Annotated in this window: 15 protein-coding genes; 4 read left to right on the top strand and 11 right to left on the bottom strand. The window is 73.1% G+C overall.

Annotated elements, in window-relative coordinates:
• Positions 1-193 precede the first annotated feature (193 nt).
• From EV372_RS03630 to EV372_RS03595, 7 genes are all read right to left on the bottom strand, one after another.
• Positions 194-1,171, bottom strand: a complete 978-nt coding sequence (locus tag EV372_RS03630) for a PfkB family carbohydrate kinase (RefSeq protein ID WP_130394840.1) — start codon at positions 1,169-1,171, stop codon at positions 194-196.
• A 318-nt stretch (positions 1,172-1,489) separates the two neighbouring features.
• Positions 1,490-2,653, bottom strand: coding sequence for an oxygenase MpaB family protein (locus tag EV372_RS03620; RefSeq protein ID WP_130394839.1), 1,164 nt, complete (start codon positions 2,651-2,653; stop codon positions 1,490-1,492).
• Positions 2,654-2,670: 17 nt separating this feature from the next.
• Complete coding sequence (locus EV372_RS03615; RefSeq protein ID WP_130394838.1) at positions 2,671-3,723, bottom strand: polyprenyl synthetase family protein; 1,053 nt, start codon at positions 3,721-3,723, stop codon at positions 2,671-2,673.
• A complete protein-coding gene (locus EV372_RS03610) occupies positions 3,716-4,000 on the bottom strand; it encodes a hypothetical protein (RefSeq protein WP_130394837.1) in 285 nt (94 codons plus the stop codon). The genes EV372_RS03615 and EV372_RS03610 overlap by 8 nt, the downstream gene beginning before the upstream one ends.
• 590 nt (positions 4,001-4,590) lie before the next feature.
• Positions 4,591-6,906 carry an FtsX-like permease family protein gene (locus tag EV372_RS03605; protein WP_130394836.1) on the bottom strand — a complete coding sequence of 772 codons (2,316 nt, stop codon included), beginning with the start codon at positions 6,904-6,906 and terminating at the stop codon, positions 4,591-4,593.
• Positions 6,903-7,619 (bottom strand): ABC transporter ATP-binding protein, encoded by a 717-nt coding sequence (locus EV372_RS03600; protein ID WP_130394835.1) that lies wholly within the window; start codon positions 7,617-7,619, stop codon positions 6,903-6,905. The genes EV372_RS03605 and EV372_RS03600 overlap by 4 nt, the downstream gene beginning before the upstream one ends.
• Entirely contained in the window at positions 7,616-8,140 is a 525-nt protein-coding gene (locus EV372_RS03595) for a PadR family transcriptional regulator (protein ID WP_130394834.1), read from the bottom strand. The genes EV372_RS03600 and EV372_RS03595 overlap by 4 nt, the downstream gene beginning before the upstream one ends.
• A 1,290-nt stretch (positions 8,141-9,430) precedes the next feature.
• Here EV372_RS03595 and EV372_RS03585 point away from each other — a divergent pair.
• Positions 9,431-11,254 carry a calcineurin-like phosphoesterase family protein gene (locus tag EV372_RS03585; RefSeq protein ID WP_130394833.1) on the top strand — a complete coding sequence of 608 codons (1,824 nt, stop codon included), beginning with the start codon at positions 9,431-9,433 and terminating at the stop codon, positions 11,252-11,254.
• Positions 11,255-11,333: 79 nt separating this feature from the next.
• Here the strand turns inward: EV372_RS03585 and EV372_RS03580 are convergent, their stop codons facing one another.
• The 4 genes from EV372_RS03580 to EV372_RS03565 are packed head-to-tail and all read right to left on the bottom strand — an operon-like array spanning position 11,334 to position 14,182.
• A complete protein-coding gene (locus tag EV372_RS03580) occupies positions 11,334-12,335 on the bottom strand; it encodes an L-histidine N(alpha)-methyltransferase (protein WP_130394832.1) in 1,002 nt (333 codons plus the stop codon).
• Positions 12,332-13,333, bottom strand: coding sequence for an iron-containing redox enzyme family protein (locus EV372_RS03575; protein WP_130394831.1), 1,002 nt, complete (start codon positions 13,331-13,333; stop codon positions 12,332-12,334). Before EV372_RS03575 ends, EV372_RS03580 begins: the two co-directional genes overlap by 4 nt.
• The gene (locus EV372_RS03570; RefSeq protein WP_130394830.1) at positions 13,330-13,545 is read right to left on the bottom strand and encodes a CDGSH iron-sulfur domain-containing protein; all 216 of its coding nucleotides are present in this window, start codon (positions 13,543-13,545) and stop codon (positions 13,330-13,332) included. Before EV372_RS03570 ends, EV372_RS03575 begins: the two co-directional genes overlap by 4 nt.
• The gene (locus EV372_RS03565) at positions 13,538-14,182 is read right to left on the bottom strand and encodes a HemK2/MTQ2 family protein methyltransferase (protein ID WP_130398737.1); all 645 of its coding nucleotides are present in this window, start codon (positions 14,180-14,182) and stop codon (positions 13,538-13,540) included. The genes EV372_RS03570 and EV372_RS03565 overlap by 8 nt, the downstream gene beginning before the upstream one ends.
• A gap of 312 nt (positions 14,183-14,494) precedes the next feature.
• Here EV372_RS03565 and EV372_RS03560 point away from each other — a divergent pair, with 312 nt between their 5' ends.
• From EV372_RS03560 to EV372_RS03550, 3 genes are all read left to right on the top strand, one after another.
• Complete coding sequence (locus EV372_RS03560; RefSeq protein WP_197044357.1) at positions 14,495-15,361, top strand: aminoglycoside phosphotransferase family protein; 867 nt, start codon at positions 14,495-14,497, stop codon at positions 15,359-15,361.
• A gap of 344 nt (positions 15,362-15,705) precedes the next feature.
• A complete protein-coding gene (locus EV372_RS03555) occupies positions 15,706-16,263 on the top strand; it encodes a TetR family transcriptional regulator (protein WP_130394829.1) in 558 nt (185 codons plus the stop codon).
• Positions 16,260-17,813, top strand: coding sequence for an MFS transporter (locus tag EV372_RS03550; protein ID WP_486484091.1), 1,554 nt, complete (start codon positions 16,260-16,262; stop codon positions 17,811-17,813). The genes EV372_RS03555 and EV372_RS03550 overlap by 4 nt, the downstream gene beginning before the upstream one ends.
• The last annotated feature ends 155 nt before the right edge of the window (positions 17,814-17,968 follow it).

Here is a 17,968-nt window from a genome sequence, read left to right as displayed (position 1 = left end):
CGGCAAGGCGGGGGCCAGGACGCGTCCCGAAAGCCGCCGGTGGGTCCGGCGGTTGCTTCCGGCAGGTGAAGACGGGTGCGGCGCCGCCCGGCCCCTCACCGCGGCCTCGTGCCTGTGGCGGGGCCGGAGCGCCGGCACCGGGCAGGACACCGGCCGGGGCCCACGCTTCAGGACGGCGGCGCTTGTGGTCGGCTCACCGGCCCCGGCCGGGGACCTCGTCGCCCTCGGCCTCCTCCAGGAAGGCGTCCGTCTCCTTGGCGGTGGGGCAGGTGGCCGGGCCGTGGCGGGTGACGGCCAGGGCGGCGGCCGCGTTGGCCCTGCGGGCGGCGGCGAGCGGGTCCAGGCCCTCGGCCACGGCGGCGGTGAACACGCCCACGTGCGCGTCGCCCGCTCCGTTGGTGTCCACGGCGCGCACGGGAAAACCGGGCACCCGCCGGGGAGCGGCGTCCCCGGCCCCGGGCCCGTTCTCGCCCCCGGCCACAACGCAGCCCCGCGCGGAGTCGCGCACGACCACCGTGCCGCCGGGCCGGATCCGGGGGAGCAGGAGCGCGGCGGCCTCCTCGGGGACGGAGCGCCCGGTCACGGTCGCGGCCTCGGCGGCGCTGAGGCTGAGCAGGTCCACGCGGGCCAGGGCCCGGTCCAGGGTCGGCCCGGGGATGCCGCCCACGACCGGAGCCGGGTCCAGGACCAGACGCACCCCCTCCGGGAGTCCGCCGATCCAGGTGAGCAGATCGTCGGCGCGCGGTCCGGGCAGCAGCGAGTACCCCACGGTGTAGACGAAGTCCCCCGGTCCGGGCCGGAGGGTGCGCAGCCGGTCCAGGGACAGGTCCATCTCGGCGCCCAGCCGGGTGACGAAGGTGCGTTCGGCGTCGCCGTCCACCAGGGCCACGCAGAAGCCGGTGTCCGCGTCGGGGGAGGGGGCGTGCGCCACCGCCACCCCTTCGGAGCGCAACGCGGCACGGGCCAGGTCACCGTGGGGCCCGGTTCCGTGGGCCCCCGCGTAGACCACCTCCATGCCCGCGCGCGCGGCGGCGACGACGACGTTGAAACCGCCTCCGACCAGGGTCCGGGCGGAGGAGGCGAACACGCCCTCACCGGCCCGGGGGAGGGCGTCGACCGCCATCACGACGTCGATGATCACCGGTCCCACGTGCACGAGGCGTCCGGTCACGGCAGGGGCTCCCCTCGACTGCGCCGACCGTGGCGTCGGCCCCGCGATCATCCCAGCGGCGACCGCGCAGGGGTCCCACCGGGTGGGCCGCTGCCGGGGGAGGGCGGTCCCCGGCAGGCTCCGCCATGTTCGGGAACCCCCGTGAAGGTCGTCCGGGGCACCGTGACCGCAGGGACCACGAACCACCGTGACCACAGGGTTCGCGGGGGCCACCGGGCTCACCGGGGCCACAGGGTCCACCGAGGCCGCAGGGGTCACCGGGGCCACAGGGACCACCGGGCGGCCCGGTGGTCCGCGAGCGGGACCGGCCGACCGTACCTAGAGCTGGGGAACCGGGGGCGGCGGGGTCCAGCGCTGGGCGCGGGGGGCGCGGGAGGGGACGCCGTACTCGTCCTTGAGCCGTTCGGGAATGGCGTACTGCATGACCCTGCCGCGGGTGAGGGAGCTCAGCTCCAGGTGGGTGGTGACGTGGCCGAGGCGGTCCAGGGCCCACGCGCCCAGCGGGGAGCTGTCCTCGACGCGTTCGAGGATCCCGAGCAGGGCGGGGGAGGCCCTGACGGCCGTGTCCCAGGCGCTGCGCGGAACCTGGAGCCAGTCGGCGCAGGTGTCGCCGATGAGGTAGCGGACGAGTGCGGCGACCACCGGGTCCACGAGGGTTCCGGGCACGACCTCCTCGTAGAGGTCGATGAGCTGGCGGGTCAGGTGCGCCCCCTCCTCGGAGGGGCCCATGTACCGGGTCATGTACAGGTCGGAGAACTCGCGGGCACTGGCCACGTCGGGCGGGACGTGGTCGGTGCTGACGCCGAGCATGGCGCCGACGACGCGCCAGGCGTAGTAGTAGGCCTCCGCGCCCTCGACCGACATGTGCACGCCCAGCCGGTGCAGCGCGTCCAGGACCTGGATGGAGAAGATCATCTGGCCGCCGATCATGTCCTCCTGGCAGATCGGCGTGCCGAGCGCGTCCACGTCCCAGCGGCCCTCACGGCGCATGTGGTAGCGGATGGAGGCGTGCAGCAGGCGCACCTTCTGGGCCGAGGGGACGAACCGGCCCCCCGCCTCGAAGGCGTCGGGCTGCATCAGGTACACGGTGAACTGCCCCGTCTCGGCCATGCGCCGCGAGGGGTACTCCAGGGCGTGGGTGGCGCTGAGCAGTCTGGCCACGTGCGGGATGACGTAGCAGGCGGGCATCGCCGAGAAGGCCAGGGCGGTGGAGATGTGCACGTTGTTGTCGATGAAGAACAGGCGTGCCCTCTCCATCTCGTCCCAGTCGACCCAGGAGGGCGGCGCGGCCGTGGCGTGCAGGTACTCGCGGGCGACCTCGGGCAGTCCGTCGGGCAGGTCCTGTCCTGCGGTGGAGAAGTAGCGCATGAGGGTGTTGAACTTGCCGACCTCCCCGCGTTCGAAGAGCGTCTGCACCGTCGCGTCGGCGAGCTCGTCCCCCATGAGCCGCAGCGCGTCCATGGACTCCGGTGTGTAGGACATGGGATCCCTTTCAGGGGTCAGGAGTGTCGGGCCGCGGCCGAGGTCACCATCTGGGACAGGGCGGCGGCGGCCCCGTCCGGCAGGTCGGCGCGGTCGAGGGCGTCGGTCGCGGCCCGGACGCGCTCGTCGATCATCTCCTCGACGCGCTCGGGCGCCCCGGTGCGCCGCATGATCGACCGCACCCTGGACAGGCCCTCGCCGTCCAGGCCGCGGCGTCCGAGCAGACCGCTCAGCTCCCGGCGCTCGGCCGCGGTGGCGGCCGCCCAGGTCTCGGCGAGCAGGACGGTGGGCCGGTTGCCCCGGACGTCGTCCAGGTTCGACTTGCCCGTGAGTTCCGGATCGCCGAACAGCCCCAGCAGGTCGTCCCGCAGCTGGAAGGCCTCGCCCAGGGGGAGCCCGTAGGCGGTGAAGGCCTCCATCACCGCGCCCGGGGCACCGGCCAGCGCGCCGCCGATGCGCAGGGGGTGCTCGACGGTGTACTTGGCCGTCTTGTACCGGATCACCTGGAGCGAGCGTCCCGTGTCGGGCGGGGAGCCGGTGCGCAGCACCTCCAGGCACTCCCCGGCGATCAGCTCCCGGGCCATGACCAGCCACAGCTCACGGGCGCGGGACAGGTAGGCCGAGGGCAGGCCGCAGCACAGGAACAGCTCCGCGGCCCACGACATGAGCAGGTCCCCGGTCAGCAGGGCCAGGGCGCGGCTCCCGGCGTGGGGCCGGGGCCTGCCGGTGAACGCCGCGCGCAGGGCGACGTGGGCGCTCGGCACGCCGTGCCGTGTCGGGCTCTCGTCGATGAGGTCGTCGTGGACGACGGCCGCGGCGTGCACCAGCTCCATCGCGGCGGCGGCCCTGACCAGCGCGTCGCTGTCCGGCTGCCCGGCCGCGCGCCACCCCCAGTAGCAGAACGACGCGCGCAGGCGCTTGCCCCCGGTCACCGCCACGTCCAGCTGCTCGGCCACCGGCAGCAGGTCGGCGTCGATGGCGACGAGCCGGTCCGTCTCCCGGCGCGCGAACTCCCGGAGTTCGGCGTCCACCCGCGTCCGGAGCAGGACCTGCTCCCCGGTCTCAGCCACCGCTGTGGCCGGGGCGGGAGGCGGCGGCCCGCCGGGCGAGCAGTTCCATGTGGGACTCGGCCGTCGGAGCGTACCGCCGCAGCGCCAGTTCGCCGCGCTGGCGCAGGTCCCGCCGACCGTCCCGGGCCAGCTCGGCCAGGTCCGACCGGCCCAGCAGCGACCGCGCTCCCCGCAGGGCCGCGCCGATCCGGTTGCATGCCAGGTCGGCCACCCCGGCCGCGACCAGCAGCGGCTCGCGCGCCCGGTCGGTACCCGCGTCGTCATCGGTGTGCGCCACGGCGTACACCCCCCTGTTCCCGATCGGCACGGAAAGGACCGCGGCCGGAAACGGCGTCGCTTACGGCGAATACCGTCCGGGCGTCCGGAGGTCCGCCGGGGCCCTCGTGGAGTGATCATCTTCGGCCATCGCCGTTTTTGTCAACGCAATGGTGTGATCTGGTTCGGTTTGGCGAGTGTTGGCGGAAAGAAGTAAGAGGAGTAAACGGACAGGAGTGAATAAAAACCGGCGGCGCCGTGCGGTTTGTCCGTGTTGTCGCAGGTTGTCATCGCCGTGTTCTTCGGGGTTGGGGCTGGGTCGAACTCCGAAGGGGGGCGGTCCGGAACGCCGGAATTCGGCTCGCTCCGGGGTTCCCCCCTGGATCCCGGGGACGCTTCCAAGGGCCGGTGAATCCTGAAGGGGGTTCGCGGTCGGGAATCATGGAAAACGCGTTCGCTTCAATGTCGGATAAAAGGCGATATGGTCGTCCCGGGTCTCCCCCGGTCGCCGCACTCCTCCCGAGACGGGGGCCTCCGGCGCGAACCGCCTCCCCCGAACGGCCGACGGGGACGCGGACACCGGATCCACGCCCCCCGCCGCGCTCCCCGGCCTCACTCGGTACGCAGGCCCTCGGGACCCGTCATCCGCCACAGGTAGGGCAGGCTCGCCAGCGTCACCAGCGCGATCACGCCGAATCCGGCGCCCACGAGCGGGAGGAACCCCAGCCAGTCGGTGACCGGGAGGTCAGCCAGCCGCAGCAGGAGGAGCCCGAGCCCGGTCCCGCCCCCGACCGCGATCGCCAGGCCCAGTACCACCGGGATCGCGGTCTGCCACAGCACCGACGCGGCGAGCGTGGAACGGCTGGTTCCGAAGGCGATCAGCACCGAGAGCTGCCGCCTGCGCTCCCGCAGCTGCTCGACCGTGGAGACGACCATGCTCGCCCCGATCACCAGCATGGTGAGGACCGCACCGGCCCGGAGCGCGTCGCCGATGGACGTCAACAGGGTGCCCCCGCCCTCCGGGTGGAGGGCGCGCAGAGAGGTCCCGGGGCTGTCGATCCCGATGTGGTTGCGCACGTGCTCGGCGGCGTCCGGGTCGCTCCCGTCCAGGGTGACGAACACCGTGGACTGGAGGTACTCCAGCTCCTCGACCGGAAGGGCCGACGGGGTGACGAACAGGCCCCGGTACTCCTGCCCGACCAGGTCGTCCGCGACCCGGGCCTCGCGCACCGGAGGGACGGTCCAGGGACGGGGCCCGGCGGCGGAACCGCCCCCGGGGGCGTTGTCGAGGTCCAGCCGGTCCCCCGGACGCACGGCGGACGCCTCCCCGCCCGCGACGAAGGCGTCGCCGTCGGCGCACGAGGAGAACGTGATCAGCCCGCCCAGGGTCGCGCAGTCGGCGACGACCACCGTCCGCGTCCGCGACGGGTCGTCGGCACCGGGCGGGGCGTCCGCCGGGGGGAGGTGGGCCAGCAGGAAGGGGGAGGAGGACTCCACGCCCCTGGCGCCGTCGACGCGGCGGGCGAACTCCGCGGCCTCGGCGCGGCTCCCCACCGTGGCCGAGGCGATCATCTCCACCCGGCCGGGGTCCCGGCCGCCGTCGGAGGGGACCTGGGCGTTGATCGCGGAGAACAGCATCTGGAGCGCGATCGCCCCGGCCACGGCGAGGGTGACTCCGCTGACGGCGCGGGCCGCGATCCCGCTGTTCAGCTGGAGGCGCCGCGTGGCCATCTGCCACGACAGCGGACCGCCGCGCAGTCGGCCCACCACGGCCTCGACCACCCACGGCAGCAGCAGGGTGAACCCCGTCAGGGTCACCGCCACACCGGCGGCGACGGCCCACTCCGTGCCCTCGGAGTCCACGCCTCGCCCGAGCACGGCCAGGACCGCGCAGCCGACGGCCAGGACCGCCACGCGCCACCACAGCCGCCGCCCCCGGTCGGCGCCCTCCCGGAAGACGCCCAGCGGACCGACCTCGACCCCGCGCAGCGCCAGGAGCGTCACCAGGACGGCGCTGGCCGGGACGAGCACCACCACGAGGGCGGCGAGCAGCGGCACCGGAGTGAGGTCCGCGGGCAGCACGCCCGAACCCGGGAGCCGCACGTCGTCGGCGAGGGCCCGGGCCGCCAGGAAGAACCCGGAGCCCACGACCAGGCCCAGGACCGCGCCGACGAGGGACTCGCCCGCGGCGATCCTGCGCGTCATGGCCCTGTCCGCGCCCACCAGCCGCAGCGCGGCCAGGCGCTGGTCGCGCCGCTCGGCCCCGAAGCGCGTCGCGGTGAGGACGAACGCGGCGATCGGCAGCAGCAGCACCACGATGATGACGACGATGAGCAGGACGAGGACGGCGGACATGCCGCCGTCCCGCTGGTCCGCGCCGAAGCCGGAGGCGGCGTGCGGCACCGGGGACTGCGACAGGGTGTCCGTGCCCAGGTAGAAGTAGAGCTCCTGCGGCCCCCGCAGCCCTTCGGGGCCGATCAGGCCGGTGACCGGGGCGCCGTCGAACCGCTCGGCGAGCAGGGCGCCCTCGGGGGAGTCCAGGAGGTCGCGCAGGGCGGGGGAGACGTGGAGCTCGCCCGCCTCCGGCAGCCGGTCGATCCCCGGCGGGCGCACGTCCGACCCCGGGTCTTCGGGCGCTTCGAGCAGCATGCCCGTGAACATGTCGCCCCGGTACTCCACGATCCGCGGGTCCGCGAGGACCGCGGCGTCGCCGGTCGGCGCGCCCCACCCCAGGTACACCGGTGTCCGCGCGTCCATCCGCTCCTGGCCCGCCGCGCGCACCGAGGGCGCCGCGGCGGCCAGCAGGAGCACCATCACCCCCAGGCCCACGCCCAGCGCGGTGAGCAGCGTCCCGGTCCAGCCGGTCCACCCGCCGTTCAGGGTGAGCCTGGCGCCCATGGCCAGGTCGCGGTACCACCGGCCGATCACGTCGCCCCCATGGGCCCGGTGGCGGCGCCGAGGGCCTGGCCGTCGCGGACGACGACCTCGCGGTCGGAGTAGGCAGCGACCCGGACGTCGTGGGTGACCAGGACGACCGCGGCCCCGGTGTCACGGGCCGCGCCCGTGAGCAGCTCCATGGCGCGCTCCCCGTTGAGCGAGTCCAGCGCGCCGGTGGGCTCGTCGGCGAAGAGCAGCCGGGGTTCGGCCACCAGCGCCCGCGCGATGGCCACCCGCTGCCTCTGCCCGCCGGACACCTGGCCGGGGCGCTTGTCGCGGACGTCGTCCACCTCCAGGCGGGCCATCCACTCCGTCGCGGAGGCCTCCGCCCGCCTGCGGGCGACGCCGGTCAGGCGCAGGGCCAGCGCGACGTTCTCCACGCAGGTCAGCTCGGGGACGAGCTGGCCGAACTGGAAGACGAAGCCGAAGTCGCTGCGTCGGAGCCTGCTGCGCTCGGCGTCGGACAGGGCCGACAGCTCGCGCCCGCCGTAGTGCACGGTTCCGCCGTCGAGGTCGAGGATGCCCGCCAGGCAGTGCAGCAGCGTGGACTTGCCTGATCCGGACGGGCCCATGACGGCGACGACCTCGCCGGAGTCGATGCTGAAGTCCGTCCCGTTCAGCGCGGCGGTCGAACCGAAGTACTTGCGGAGCCTGGTGGCGGTGAGCAGGGCCCCCGCGCCCTCCGCCGCGGTGGTGCCGCTCATGCGCGGACCTCCCCGGCGAGCCGGTCCAGGCGGCTGGCGGTCAGCTCCAGCCACCGGATGTCGGCCTCCAGGTGGAACAGGGCGTGGTCGCAGACGAGCTGGTCCGCGAGGTCGCCGCCCGTCTTGCGGCGGGTGAGCTCACGCATCAGGCGCAGGTGCTCGGCCCGCTGGACGTCCAGCAGCCCGGCGGCGTCACGGCCGGTCAGCAGAGCCAGCACGACCTTGGCGTACAGGGTGCTCTGGAGGTAGGGCTCGGGGCTCTCCGGCGTGGAGAGCCAGCGGCCGACGTCGGTGACACCGGCGTCGGTGATGGCGTAGCGCTTGCGCTCGGGGCCGCTTCCCGTCTCCACCCCGTCCACCTCGACCAGGCCGTTCCTGAGCAGGCGCGACATCGTCGAGTAGACCTGTCCGTAGTGCAGCGGCCGGTCGTGTCCGAACCGTTCGTCGAAGAGGCGTTTGAGGTCGTACCCGTGGCGGGGGCCCGATTCGAGCAGACCGAGCAGCGTGTTGCCGATGGACATGGCGGCGACTATACACAATGTGTATAGATGGGTGGAGAAGGGACGAGGCGCCCCGATCCCGGGCGTGGTTCGCGTCTTCGGGGCGTGCTCAGGTGCGGTCGTTCCCCGGCGGCTCGGCGGCGGCCGTCCCCGGGCCGTCCTTCAGGGGGGCGCAGCCGCGGGGGTGGATGTGGAGCCGGTCTACGCGCCCGGCCTGGACCACGACGCCCCCGACGTCGCCGCGGACCTCGTTGCGGGTTCCCGCCGTCCCCGGAACGGGTTCCCCTGTTTCGGCCGAACGGTGACGCGGCTTTTCCACCACCAGGCCCGGCCACCGTTGTGCGGCCTTGTGTCTGAGGATTCTCACGAGCAGATCAGCGGTACCCGTGGCGACTTTGCAGGTGAACAGGCCAGCGGCGATGGTGAGAAGGAACTGCAGGAGTGTCGCGGGGCCGAGTGGGAGCGCGAGTTCGCGGGCATGCTCCGCCAGTTGCAATGGCCCCGGAAAGACGAAGCCAGACTGATGTGAGCCAGTGCCCTGATCTTCGCTCGCACCTTCCCGCTTATCCGAAAAGCGACCACGACGAGGGTACAGGAAAGGATCGCGGCGTGCGAGGGTGGACCCGGCCGTGGTGTCGTCGCGGGGGACGGGGCCGCCCGGGGACCGCGGGGGAGGGGCCGGAACCGGTCGAAGGGGCCGTTCCTCGGCTCCGAACACCCGCCGTTCACCTCGACACACGCCGCACGGTGCCGGTGGCGTCGCCGAAGGCGGCGTGTCGTCCGGGGCGGTCGCGGGGCGCTGTCCGAGGCCGCTCCGCGAGGTTTTTCGGCGTGGACGGAGTTGCGCCTTGCTTCCCGGGCCGGCGTGCGTAGACATTAGCTGACGTGCGCGGACATTTGTCAGCGACGCCTGGGCCCCGGCTTCGGAACTTTCTCGGGGGACAAGTGTGCCGGGAGGTCCGGATGAACCTCGCGGCCGTCCCGAAATCAGGGCCCGAGCCAGTCCGGGAGGGATCTCAGGGAACGCCCGGACGGCCCTAGCCATTCACAACGTATGGGGATAGAACTGGCTGAGAATAATCAGTGTGCCGCGCCAGTGGTCACCACCTGGTGGCCGACTGTTGGCCGACAACTGGGCCTTTGTTCAGCGATATCTAGAAAGGTTGCTTCCCGCCGGTCCCCCTGGCCGGTTTTGCTCCCCCTCCCCCGCATACCGGAGGCAACTGCATGCCAACGACACATTCACGACGTGCGCGAACGCCGAGTGCTCCGCGGGCACGCCGTTACTCTCGCGCGGCGCTGGCGGCCTCGATGGCCGCGGTCATCGCCGGTTCCCTGACCGCGGTGTCCGCACCGGCCGCGGCGGCGCCCTCGGAGAACTTCGAGGACACCGCCTACCGCGGCGAGGTCGAGGTGGTCCGCACCCCGACCGGAGCCGCCGACGACGCGGTGCTGACCGGCCAGGTGTTCGTCGACGCCGACCGGGACAGCGCCAGTGACGGAGAGGAGGCCGGCCTGCCCGGCGTCATGGTCACCAACGGCCGCGACGTGGTGCTGACCGACAGCGAGGGCCGTTACGAACTGCCCGCGTTCGACAACATGACGGTGTCCATCACGCAGCCGTCGGGCTACCAGGTGCCGATGGACGAGCACAACATCCCGCAGTTCCACTACAACCACCTGCCCGAGGGGTCGCCGGAACTGCGCTACGGCGGGATCGAGCCGACCGGACCCCTGCCGTCCGCGGTCAACTTCCCGCTGGTGGAGAGCGAGCTGACCGCCACCGACGCGCAGAGCTGCATCATGGCCGGAGACCTGCAGACCTACGACCGGCAGGAGATCGAGTACGCGCGCGACGGCGCCATCGCGGACCTGGCCGCGCGCCACGACTACGCCGGCTGCGGCACGCTGTTCGTCGGCGACGTCGTCGGCGACGACCTGTCGCTCTACCCCGAGATCAAGGACCTGGTCGCCGAGACCAACGGTCCGGCCCGCTTCCTTCCGGGCAACCACGACCTCGACTTCGACGCCCCGAACTCCGAGCACTCCTTCGACACCTACCGCGCGCAGCTGGCTCCGGAGTACTACTCCTACGACGTCGGCGACACGCACATCATCGCGCTCAACACCGTCGAGTACCCGTGTGTCGCGGCCGAGGACAGCCCCGAGGGCATCGAGGCGCACTGCGCCGACCCGGAGGGCGACCCGTCCTACAACGGCCGCCTCGACGAGGACCAGCTCGCCTGGCTGGAGCGCGACCTGGCCAACGTCGCCCCCGACAAGCTCGTCGTGGTCGCCAGCCACATCGGTCTGCTCAACTACGCCGACTCCACCTCCCCGGTGCACCAGACCGACCAGGTCCGGCGCGTGCACGAGCTGCTGGAGGGCCGCAACGCCGTGGCGGTGGCCGGCCACAGCCACAGCATCGAGAACCTCAAGACCGGTGACAGCGCCAAGGGCTGGCGCGACCTGTTCGGTGTCGAGGGCCTGCCGTTCCCGCACATCACCGCGGGCGCGATCTCGGGTGACTGGTACTCCGGCGCGATCGGCGAGGAGGGCTACCCGACCGCGATCGGCCGCGACGGCGGGCGCCCCGGCGTGGTGACGCTGGACATCCAGGGCAACGGGTTCCAGGAGCGCTACACCGTCACCGGCGAGTCCGACGACGTGCAGACGCAGCTGGGCGTCAACAGCCCGACCTACCGCGAGTGGGTCGAGGCGCGCCAGGAGTGGAACGCCGACCCGGTGGGCGAGGCCCCCGAGCTGGAGGAGCCCCTGGTGGTCGACCGGAGGGACCTGGCCCACGGCAGCTGGCTGACGACCAACTTCTTCTTCGGCTCCACCGGCTCGACGGTCGAGGTCAGCATCGACGGCCGACCGGCCCAGGAGGCCACCCGCACCCAGCAGATGCGGGGTGAGGCCGTCAACGTCGGCGTCGAGTACTCCGACCCGTACGCGGTCGCGCAGCAGCTCGTCCACGGCGGCAGCCTCGCCAACCGGACGATGCACCTGTGGCGGTTCGACCTGCCCAGGAACCTGCACACCGGTGAGCACACCGCCGAGGTGACCGCGACCGACGCCTACGGCCGCGAGTTCACCGACGTCCTCGAGTTCGAGGTCATCGGCCGGAGGTAGCCGCACCTCTCCGACAGGAGGGCCGCCACCCGCACGGGTGGCGGCCCTTCGCCTTCGGACGCTCGTCCACGCCGGTCGTTCAGCCCCCGTCACGGCGGAAGAGGAAGAGTCCGTACTGCGCTTCGGGGTCCAGCCACCGGGCTCCCAGGCTGAAACCGTGCGCTCCCACCTCGTCGGCCAGCCCCTGCCCGTCGAACTTCACCGAGTAGCCGACGTTGAGGAACCGCCCGCGCGGTACGCGCACGGTCAGCCCCAGACCCGGTACGGGCACCGCCTGGTCGGCCCGGGCGCGAAGGCGCCCCTCCACGGTGGTGGTGTCCGCGTCGTAACGCGCCTCCGGGACGAAGTCGTCGAGCAGGAAACCGGCGCCGTAGAGGTCGTTCAACCGGGTGAGGTAGTTGATCCGGAAGTCGGCGAAGGCCGAGTACCCGGCGGGATCGTTGTAGCAGGTCTCCAGGGCCTCGCGGCCCTTGTCCAGGTCGGCGGAGACCAGGAAGGCCTCGCCCGGGCGCAGGGTCCGGGCGATCTCGCCCAGCAGCGCGTCGCGTTCCCCACGGGTGGCGTTGCCGAAGCTGCTGCCGAGGAAGGTGATCGCGAGCGGCTCACCGGGATGGGTGCGCAGCCAGTCCAGACCTGCTTCGTAGCGTCCCCACAGGCCCGTGACCTCCAGGCGGTCCAGCTCCGCGCACAACGCGGCGCCGCTGGACTCCAGCATGCCCCGGTCGACGTCGATCGGCAGGTAGGCGGTCCCGCGCAGGCGCAGACAGCTCTCCAGCAGCAGCCGTGTCTTCTTCGCGCTTCCGCTGCCCAGCTCCGCGATCCGCCCGCAGGCGAGCAGTTCGGCGATCTCCGCGGAGTGGCGCTCCAACAGGTCGCGTTCCACGCGGGTCAGGTAGTACGTGGGCAGATCGGTGATCCGCTCGAACAGTGCGGAGCCGACCGCGTCGTAGCCGAGCCAGGGCGGCAGCCGGGGCGGTGACTGCCGCAGGCAGTCGCGCACCACGGTGTCGTCCGGCACCGCGTCGCCCCTGTCGGCGAGCGGAAGCACACGGGCCCGCACCGCTGGTCCAGGTGTTCTCATGGTTCCCTCACGTCCGTCCCGTCGCGGAAGCTCGACTCGCCGCGGCCCCACCGCCGCAGGAGGTACTCCTCCAGCCGGGCGGCCAGGAGAGTGCTGGCGCGGATGCCGAACACGATGTCGGGGGCCAGCTCGGGTTCGCTGTCCAGCAGCGGCGCGATCACCTCGCGCCGCAGGAGCTGCTCGTGCACCGCGTCGGCCTCGACGTGCTCGGCGTAGAACCGGATGGCGGCCGGACCGCAACCCAGCCTCCGCATGGCCTTGACCAGCCGGTCCGATCCGGGGGAGGAGGTGAGTTCGACGGTGGCGAACTGTCCGATCAGCGCTCCGCGCAACCGGCGGTGCAGACCGCACAGCGACATGAAGTTGACCTCGGCCAGCATCTCGGCGGGGGCGGAGTCGAGGTAGGCGCCGTAGTCCGCGCACAGGCCCAGCTCGGCCATCATGTCGGCGAAGAGCGTGGAGTGCGTCCGCTCGGGGTCCCCCGCGCCGTACTCGTCGTGCTGCACGGTCACGAGGGCGGCCTTGGCGGGGCCGTGCAGGCGGGGGATGACGAAGGTCTGCGGGTCGGCCTCCTTCAGGTGGTAGAGCGAGCGGTGGGCGACGTACTCGCGCAGCTGCCACAGCTGCCCGTGGCGGCGCAGGTGGTGGGAGGTACCGAACGCGTCGACGTGCTCGACCAGGAGCGCGCCGATCTCGCTCCCGACGTCCGAGCCGGGGGCCACCTCGTCCCTGAGCGCGCCGAGGAAGGCCCCCTCCAGTTCGGCGCGCAACGTCAGCAGCGCCGGATCCCACTCGCGGTCGGCGTCGACTCCCCCGAACCCGCGGTAGTGGAGTTCGTAGCAGCAGTAGAGGGCGAGCTGGAGGTCCTCACCGTAGGGCGGGGACCCGTCCACCGCGGGGAACCCGGTCCGGCTCCCGCGCAGCGCGTCCAGAACCGCCTCGGAGACCGGACCGCGGGGGGCTGGCAGCGCCGGAGCCTCCGGCGTCGTCATGGTCATGGTCCGTACTCCTTCCCCTCGTCACCGCGTACGCGCCGACGGTGGCTGGTGTCGCAGAACGGGCGGCGCCTGCTGCGGCCGCACACGCACAGCGCGGTGACCGCCCGGTCGCTGCGCACGCGCGTTCCGTCGGGCGCCTCCACGTCGACCGGGCCGTAGACGAGGACCGGGCCGTCGTCGGTGACGACGACCCGGCGGCGGTCCTCAGCCATGGCACGCCTCGATGACCACGAGTTCCTCCTCCGTCTGGTCGGGGCCGAGCAGTCCGCGGGCGCGCAGCGCCGCGGCACGCGCGCGCAGCACCGGACCGAACGGGATGCGGGCCCTGGCGAGGACCTCGGGCACCAGCCCGGCCTTCCTGAGCTGGTCCAACGTGGCCTGCTCGTCGGCGAGCTCGGACTGCACGAGCAGGAGCGCGCCGTCCTCGCTGAGCACCGAGGGCGCCCCCGCGCAGATGCGGTCCAGCAGGATCCGCCCGTCCGGCCCCGCGTCCCAGCACCTCGCCATCCGGTGGCGGGGCAGCCGCCGCCCGGGAGCGGGCATGTAGGGCGGGTTGGCGAGCACGAGGTCGAAGCGGCGCGGGGCCACGGGGGCGAACAGGTCGCCGCGCCGGACCGTCGCCGGGACCCCATGCAGTCGGCTGTTGAGCCAGCTCGCCAGTACCGAGCGGCGCGACAGGTCGATCGAGGTGAGGCTGGCCGCACCGGCGCGGAAGGCCTCGATGCCCAGCGCCCCGGTGCCCGAACCGACGTCGAGGACGGAGCGCCCGGCGACCCGGCCGCGCTGGCGCAGCACGGTACGGAGCAGGGAGGTGTCCTCCTGAGCTGGGTACACACCCGGTGGCCTCATCAGCAGCATGGGGCAACCACTACCCGGTCCCGAACCCTCCAACCGCCGCACGGACCCTTCGCGTGACGACCGGTGACCGCGGGTTACACCCTTGCGCGAGGGGCGTTCGCCGAGTGGTCCCGGGCCGGGGAGGAGCTTTTCGGCCTTCCAGCGGTACGTCGGCGCGCGGGGCGACCGGGCCGGTGCGGTGCGGCCCGGGGGCGCGCGTCGGGGCGGCGGTGGACGCGTCGGACCGCAGGGCGGCACGAGCCACCCCGTGCCCCGCACGGAAAACGGGGAGACTACCGGCGGCCGGTGCGCCAGGATCTGGGCATGGAGATGTCCGACGTCACTCGTGCGATGGCGGCCGCGACCTCGGTCGCCGCGTCGCTCGGCCTGCCGGTCAGCGGCGCGACCGTGCTCCACAACTCGAACAAGCTGGCACTGCGGCTGACACCGTGCGACGTCTTCGCCCGGGTCGCCCCCGCGGGACAGGAGGTCGCGCGGTTCGAGGTCGAACTCGCCCGGCGGCTCGTCGCGGCGGGGGCCCCGGTGTGCCCCCTGGAGCCCCGGGCGGACCCGCGTGTGCACACGCGCGACGGCTTCACCGTGACGCTGTGGACCTACTACGAGCCCGTGACACCCCACGTCCCACCGGATGCCTGCGCCAGGGCGCTGGAACTGCTGCACGCCGGCATGCGCCGGGTCGATGTGCCGAGCCCGCGGTTCACGGACCGGATCACCCGGGCGCAGGACATCGTCGCCGACCCGGACCGCTCGCCGGCCCTGGCCGACGCTGACCGCGTCTTCCTCGGCGGCAGGCTGGCGGGCCTGCGACGGACGATCGGGGAGCGCGGCGCCGTGGAGCAGCTGCTCCACGGCGAGCCGCATCCAGGCAACGTGCTCAGCACGGAGAACGGCCCGTTGTTCATCGACCTGGAGACGTGCTGCCGCGGACCCGTCGAGTTCGACCTCGCCCACGTTCCCGAAGCGGTCTGCGAGCACTACCCGAACATCGACCAGGGGCTGCTGGACGAGTGCCGACAGCTCGTCCTCGCGATGGTCGCGGCGTGGCGCTGGGACCGCGGCGACGAGTTCCCCCACGGGAGGCGATTCGGAGAGGAGCTCCTGCGCGCGCTGCACGAGGGTCCTCCCTGGCCGACACTGGACACGATGCACAAGCGGCTGGGCGGCCGGTAGGAGCCGCCGAAGTCCGCATGGGAACGGCGGCGAACCGCCCGCACACCGGGGGCGGTGCGGCCCCGGCCCCGGGACGGCGCACGGGCCCACCCGCGCCGACCCGGGCTTTCCCCGTGCTCGGAGCCGGTGGCCGATCGGACCAGGGATTCTCCCGCCGGGTCTCCCGCCGTGCTCAGCCGGTGCCCGAGACGGACGCGGCCGTGGACCGTCGGCCCGTGTGGCGCACGACACGGAGCGGCGTCCCCCTCATTGTGTACGTTTGTACTTGTACATCTGTACTTAATGAGAGGGGATCGCACCATGCCGTTCCTGACCGCAGCCTCCACGCAGCTCCGGAACCGCGGATGAGCGCGCGCAAGGATCCCGAGGGCCGCCGTCGGGCGATCGTCGAGGCCGCAGTGGAGGAGATGGTCGAGCACGGTCCGGCCGCCCTGACCCATCGGCGGGTCGCCGAGCGCGCCCAGGTTCCGCTGGGGGCCACCACCTACTACTTCGCCACCCTGGACGACCTGCGGGTCGCCGCTTTGGAGGCCATCGCGGCTCAGACCGAGGAGGACCTCGAAGAGATCGCGGCGGCCGTGACCGCCTGCGGGGGAGCGCCGGAGGGCATCGCCGAGCAGTTGTGCCTCTACCTGGCCGATCGCGACCGGGTGCTGGGGGAGAACGTTCTGTACTTCGCGGGGGTGCACGAGCCCGACCTGAGGCCGCTGTCGCGGCGGTGGGTCCACAGCATGGCCGAGATCCTGTCCGCTCACACCTCACCGCGAGCGGCCAGGGCGACGGCGGTGTACATGGACGGCGCCGTCCTGTACGCCCTGCTCAACGACATCCCCCTGGACCAGGAAGAGCTGGGTGCGGCGATCGCCGCGCTGATGGGCATCGACTCCAAGGGCACGACGTGAGCACATCGAACCCCTCCACCGCACCCACCGCCGAGGGCCTGTCGGCGCGGCGCCGCTGGAGCGCGCTGGCCGTGCTCTCGGCCAGCCTGCTGGTGGTGGTCATGGACATGACCATCCTCAACGTGGCCCTGCCCGAGATGACCGCGGCGCTGGCGCCGACCTCTGCCCAGCAGTTGTGGATCGTGGACGTCTACGCCCTGGTGCTGGCGGGGCTGCTGGTCACCATGAGTACTCTGGGCGACCGGTGGGGGCGCAGGAGGACGCTTCTCGCGGGCTTCGCGATCTTCGGCGGGGCCTCCCTGCTGATCCTGGTCGCCGAGTCCGCGGAGGCGGTGATCGCCGTGCGCGCCCTGCTGGGTGTGGGCGGGGCGATGATCATGCCCTCGACCCTGTCCATGATCCGCAGCATGTTCACCGACCCCGGCGAGCGCGCCCGCGCCCTGGGCGTGTGGTCGGCGGTCGCGGCCCTGGGCGCGGTGGTGGGCCCGGTCGTGGGCGGGCTGCTGCTGGAGCACTTCTCCTGGCACTCGGCGTTCCTGGTCAACGTGCCCTGCATGGCCCTGGCCGTGGTGGCGGGTCTGCTCCTGCTGCCCGAGGCCCGCAACCCCCGCCCCGGCCGGTGGGACGCGCTGGCCACCGTGCTGTCGATCGCGGGCATGGCGGCCCTGGTCTGGTCCGTCAAACGCCTGGCCAAGGAGGGGATGGCCGACGCGCCCGCCCTCGCCGCGCTGGCGGTGGCGGCGACCGCCCTCACCTGGTTCGTCCTGCGGTGCCTGCGCCGCGACGAGCCGCTGCTGCGGGTGCGTCTGTTCGCCTCGCCCACCTTCACCGCCGGTGTGCTCGCCGCGCTGTTCACCACGCTGGCCCTGGGGTCCACCCTGCTGTTGGCGGCGCAGTGGCTCCAGCTCGTCCAGGGCCTGACCCCGCTCCAGGCGGGCCTGCGGCTGCTGCCGATGGCCGTCGCCGCGACCGTGGTCTCCCCGCTCGCGCCCGCCCTGGCCCAGCGGATCGGCGCCCGTACCGTGCTGGTGGGCGGCCTGGTGCTGTTCGCCCTGGGCTTCGCGGTGCTGGCCTTCGCACCCGAGCCGCTCGCCTACACGCCGGTGGCCATCGCCCAGGTGCTGTTCGGCGCGGGCATGGGGTCGTTGGCCATCGCCTCGGCGATCATCATGTCGGGCAGCCCCGCCGAGCACGCGGGCAGCGCGGCGGCCATCGAGGAGACCTCCTACGAGTTGGGCAGCGTGCTGGGTGTCGCGGTCCTGGGCAGCGTCGCCGCCGCCCTCTACCGCACCGAACTGCCGGCGTCGGCGCTCACCGGGGCGGGGCTGGACGCGCAGGGGGTCGCCGTGGCGCGGGAGTCCCTGGCCGGGGCCCTGCAGGTTCTCGCCGCCCTCGGGCCGCATGGGGCGCGGGCCGCGGCCCTGGCACAGGAGGCCTTCGTGCACGGCCTGATGCTCGTCAGCGGTGTGGGCGGGGTGATCATGCTCGTCGCCGCAGCCGTGGTGTTCGTCCTGACCCCCCGCACGCTGGACGTGTCCAAGGGGCACTGACCTCCTTACGGCGGCTGGTGGACCCCGGGGCGGTCGCGGCACCGACGGTCCCCAGGGTCGTGCCCGGGTTCCACCGGCGGCCGTGGGGCATTTTTGTACTCCGGCGCCGAGGCGGGGGTGCGCCGCCGCCCTCCGTGAGGCGGCCGAGCCGACCC

The sequence above is a fragment of the Nocardiopsis sp. CNZ308 genome (assembly GCF_004217075.1).
Note: the sequence above shows the minus strand (reverse complement) of the source record. Positions and strands in the feature narration are given on the sequence as shown.